The 2,395-nt window shown below is 71.1% G+C and carries 2 protein-coding genes and 1 pseudogene; all 3 read right to left on the bottom strand.

Annotated elements, in window-relative coordinates:
- Window positions 1–1,190, bottom strand: a 1,190-nt coding sequence (locus tag IBL26_RS25505) for a HAMP domain-containing methyl-accepting chemotaxis protein (protein ID WP_194443561.1), incomplete at its 3' end; no start/stop codon positions are given.
- Between the two features lie 34 nt (window positions 1,191–1,224).
- On the bottom strand, window positions 1,225–1,680 hold the full coding sequence (locus tag IBL26_RS09465; protein WP_187784233.1) for a chemotaxis protein CheW: 456 nt from the start codon (window positions 1,678–1,680) through the stop codon (window positions 1,225–1,227).
- Between the two features lie 328 nt (window positions 1,681–2,008).
- Window positions 2,009–2,395 (bottom strand): annotated as a pseudogene (locus tag IBL26_RS26270) (methyl-accepting chemotaxis protein); the annotation flags it as partial.

Here is a 2,395-nt window from a genome sequence, read left to right as displayed (position 1 = left end):
TGTTCCGTCGCGCCCTGGGACAGCTCCTCCGCCGAGGCCGACAGCTCCTGGCTGCCGGAGGAAACGTTGTCCGCGGCTTGCAGCGCATCGCCGACGACACCTCGCAGGCGGCCGATCATGACGTTGATCTGCTCCATCAGCTGGCCGATCTCGTCGCCGCTGCGGATGGTGCCGGTGCGCGTCAGGTCGCCCTCGGCCACCGCCTGGGTCAGCGCTACCGCCTGGCCGAGGCCACGGCTGATGCTGAGCGAGAGCCACACCGCGATGCCGGCGCCGGAGAGGGTGGAGAGCAGCAGCGCCAGCATCAGCACCAGCCCCGCCTGCTCGCCACTCTGGATAGCGACGTTGCTGGCCTCCTGCATGCGGGCCTGCGACAGGGTGGTGTAGGCGGCGATCTGGCTGTCGATCTCGTTCACGAGCTGGCGCGCGGCGCCCATCGAGATCTCGGCCGCCGACAGGTTGCCGCCGTCACGCACCAGCTCCGCCGCGCGGGCCATCGCGTCCAGCCAGCGGTCCAGCGGCACCGACGCCGCCTCGGCGCCCGGGATGGTCCGCAGCGCGTCCCGCTGCCGCCGCACGGCGTCCAGCGCGGTGGCCAGCTGGCGGGTGTCGCGCGTCAGTTCTGCCATGCTGCTGCTTAGCATGGCGTCCTTCATCGCCAACTCGGCCAGCAGCATGGCCTCGGCCGCCCGGGCGCCATCCGGCAGGCGGGCCAGTGCGGAGCGGGCTTCCTGCGCCGACTGCAGCACCGCCTGGTCCAGCAGCGCGCGGGCGCGGTTGTTGGAATTCTGCACGGCGCCATCCCGCACCTTGTCCTGCACCGGCGCGTGGCGTTCCAGCGTGGCTTGCAGCGTGTCGAGCAGCCGGCGGGCCTCGGCGTCCGAGACGGCGCGGAGGGTGGCGAGCGCCTCCTGCGCGGCGCGGCGCTTTTCCGTCATGGTCGCGACGTAGCGCTCGATCACCGGGGTTTCGGCAGCGAGGATGGCGTTCTTTTCCGCCCGCACGCTTTCGAGCAGGTTCGAGCGCATCTCGCCGGATAGGCGCAGCTGCTGCGCGCGGATGGTGGCGAAATCCTGCAGCGTGGCCTGCAGGGATTGCTGGTTGCGCCAGGCCACCCCGCCGGCCGCGAGGGATAGCAGGATGACCAGGCCGAAGCCGCCCGCCAGCTTGAGTTTCACTGAGAGGTTCATGGAGCCAGCTCCGTTTTGGGCAGGTTGGGCAAGGTCAGAAGGACATTTCGCCGGCGGCGAAGAGGCGGCCGACATCGAGCAGCAGGACGAAATCCTCGCCCTGGCGGCCGATGCCGAGCAGGTGCTCGGACCGCCAGGGGGCGCCGAGGTCGGGTGGCGGTTCGATACCGGTACCGTCCAGCGCCGTGACTTCGAAGACGCGGTCGACCATCAGGCCGATCACCCTGGCGCCGCCGACATCGAGGACCAGGATGCGCGTATGCTCGCTGGGCTCGCCGTCAGGCAGGCCGAGACAGGCGCGCAGATCCATGACCGGGACGCTGCGGCCGCGCACGTCGATCAGGCCGAGCACATGCATCGGCGCCTCGGGCAGGCGGGTGATGCGGCGGCTGTCCAGGATCTCCAGCACGGCGGCAACCGGGATGGCGAAGATGTCGCCTTCGAGGCCCAGCGTGACGAAGGGCCCGGCCGGGAGGGATGCATCGGCCATGGGGTCAGTACCGTTCGAAGTCGCTGTCGCGGGCGTCGGGGCCGGCGGACATGTCGAGCGCGACGCCGTGGCCCTGCGCGGCGGGGCGCGACTTCGGCCGGGCCGGGGCCGGACGCTTGGCGACGCTGCGCGCAGCCACCTGCGCCCGCTGCGCCGGGTGGGCCACCGGCACCGGCCGCACCTTCTCCACCCCCACGCCGCGCGAGGCCGCCGCTTCCGTGCGGAAATAGGCGATGCTGGCTTGCAGTTGCTCCGCCTGCGCCGCCAGTTCCTCCGACGTCGCCGACATCTGCTCGGACGCCGAGGCGTTCTGCTGCGTCACCTTGTCCAACTGCTGGATCGCCTGGTTCACCTGCTCACCGCCAATGTCCTGCTCCCGGCAGGCGGCGCTGATCTCTTCCACCAGCTCCGCCGTGCGCTTGATGTCGGGCACCAGACGGGCCAGCATCGTCCCGGCTTCCTGCGCCACCTTCACCGATTGCGACGACAGGCCGCTGATCTCGCTCGCCGCCATCTGGCTGCGCTCGGCCAGCTTGCGCACCTCCGAGGCCACCACGGCGAAGCCCTTGCCGTGCTCGCCGGCCCGCGCTGCCTCGACCGCCGCGTTCAGCGCCAGCAGGTCGGTCTGGCGGGCGATTTCCTGCACGATGGTGATCTTCTCGGCGATGGTCTGCATCGCCTGCACGGCACGGCCGACCGCCTCGCCGCTGGCCTG

The organism is Teichococcus aerophilus (genome assembly GCF_014490485.1).
In the GTDB taxonomy this organism is placed as follows: Bacteria; Pseudomonadota; Alphaproteobacteria; order Acetobacterales; family Acetobacteraceae; genus Pseudoroseomonas; species Pseudoroseomonas aerophila.
Note: the sequence above shows the minus strand (reverse complement) of the source record. Positions and strands in the feature narration are given on the sequence as shown.